Below are 1,960 nucleotides of genomic sequence, written 5' to 3'. Positions count from 1 at the left end.
GAATACCGTTGCGGTAAATCTTCATGCGGATGCGTTTGCCCGGACGGCGACTGACAATTGTACTGAACAGTCCCAAATTAAGTTCGGGAAACCGTAGTCCGTTCACGGAAAGAATCATATCCCCTTCTTGAATGCCCGCCCGTTGGGCAGGTGAATCTTTTATTACTTTACTTACTAAGAACGTTTCCAGTAAAGGTCCCACGGTGATCAGTTCTATCCCACTCATATTATAGTCAAAGGGGCGGCGGTAGTAGCGATTCTTCTGAAGATATAAGGTTTCATTAGCGTAATCGAAAATTACCCGAAACCGTTTTAGAGCCGAGCCACCGATGTTCCCATTGTGATTAACGCGATTGCGAGTGGCCTGCGAAAAAGCACCCTCTTCCGGAAAGGAAGAAACTACTCCTTCTAGCGTGTAGTCATCAATACCTAGCTCCGATACCCGAGCCATATGGCCGAAGATATCCCCACTTAATCCTCGCCCTAAATACCCCGAAAGGTGAGGGTTAGGAACCTTAATAGAATCGCTACTTTTCATATTGAGCATCAGCGCATGACTGGCCCCAGTGTCAATCATCAACTTAGCAGTAATGGTAGTAGAATCATTCACGGATAAGCGTACTCCGTCAATATAGGGTTTTGTGTCTTGTACTGAAATCGGAATTTTTGTAAAGCGACGCGAGGGCTTAAACGATTCAGGCTTGTGTAACACCACTAACTGTTTCATGTAATCGATCTCAACAACAAACCGACTAAAAATCTCATAGCCTAATATACCATGTACTCGAGTGCCTAAGTAACTATCTAAGCGGAGGTAGTCTTCTTTGAGTACCAGCATAGCATTGCCTTCGGCAGCTACCCCCTCTGGTAAAGTAAACGAGATGCCATTACTCACGTAAGCACTCACCTCGCCTCTATTACCTGCACCCATCAGGCTGATCATTCGGTCATTGATGGAAGGAATGCCTTCTACGTACATACCGTCCGTTAAAATAGCGGTGCGAACTCCAGTATCTAGAATAAATTTTAGCTCTTCGCCATCGTTAACTTGAACGGGAATAATGACCAAGTTACTCTGAAGCTCAAAGGGAATGGATACTCGCTTAGCTCGGTTGTTCGTCATCCGAAAGCCACGGTGAAATACCTGGGCTACTCCCGAAGCAGTGAAGAAGAAAACTCCAACAGCAATGCACACAGCACGAATGAAATTATTCATACGTTCTTCTTTTACTTCTTATACGTTGATTCATTGAATCGGATTGGTAGTGGATGCTTATGTAATAATAGTAGGTAAGAAATAGCAGGTTGACAAGCTGATGGTTTAAAAACAACATAAAATATAAAAGATTCATTGTTTTCTTTCTAATTGCCCTAGCAAAATATTAGCTATAATTTGCATTTTTGTGATTCTGGCAGCCTGTCTCTACTCTTATTAGGAATTAGCTAACAAAGAAAGAGTTTTTTTCATTTCTTTACGGACTAATTTCTCTTCATGTCTACCTTTTCGCTGTATTTCAACCTGGGGCTAACCCATATTTTGGATATTCTTGGCTATGATCATATTCTGTTTGTTGTGGCTTTGTGTGCTTTGTACATGCTACGCGACTGGCGGAAGGTACTGATTCTAATTACGGCTTTCACCATTGGGCACTCAATAACATTGGCACTGGCCACGCTCAATATTATACAAGTGAATGTAGCATTGATTGAGTTTCTTATTCCGGTGACTATTTTTATTACAGCGGTTAGTAATATCCTGCGAAGCCAGAAGAATGTCTCTCCGTCAAGAGTTCAACTAAATTATGCTTATGCACTTTTCTTCGGACTCATTCATGGAATGGGCTTCTCCAACTACCTTCGCAGTTTGCTCGGAAAGGAAGAAGATATCACCGTACCACTGCTGGCCTTCAATTTAGGCTTAGAACTCGGGCAAATCGTAATTGTAGCTATTGTGTTAGTG

2 protein-coding genes are annotated in these 1,960 nt (G+C 42.4%); one reads left to right on the top strand and one right to left on the bottom strand.

Annotation, left to right across the window (positions count from 1 at the left end; all coding sequences use genetic code 11):
• Nucleotides 1–1,216: PDZ domain-containing protein (locus tag WBA23_RS06645; protein WP_424581470.1), on the bottom strand; the 1,216-nt coding region annotated here is incomplete at its 3' end.
• Between the two features lie 276 nt (nt 1,217–1,492).
• Here WBA23_RS06645 and WBA23_RS06640 point away from each other — a divergent pair.
• The coding region (locus WBA23_RS06640; RefSeq protein ID WP_424581469.1) for a HupE/UreJ family protein at nt 1,493–1,960 on the top strand (468 nt) is incomplete at its 3' end.

The organism is Tunicatimonas sp. (assembly GCF_049647865.1).
Lineage (GTDB): Bacteria > Bacteroidota > Bacteroidia > Cytophagales > Cyclobacteriaceae > Tunicatimonas.
This window is presented reverse-complemented; position numbering and strand designations above follow the sequence as displayed.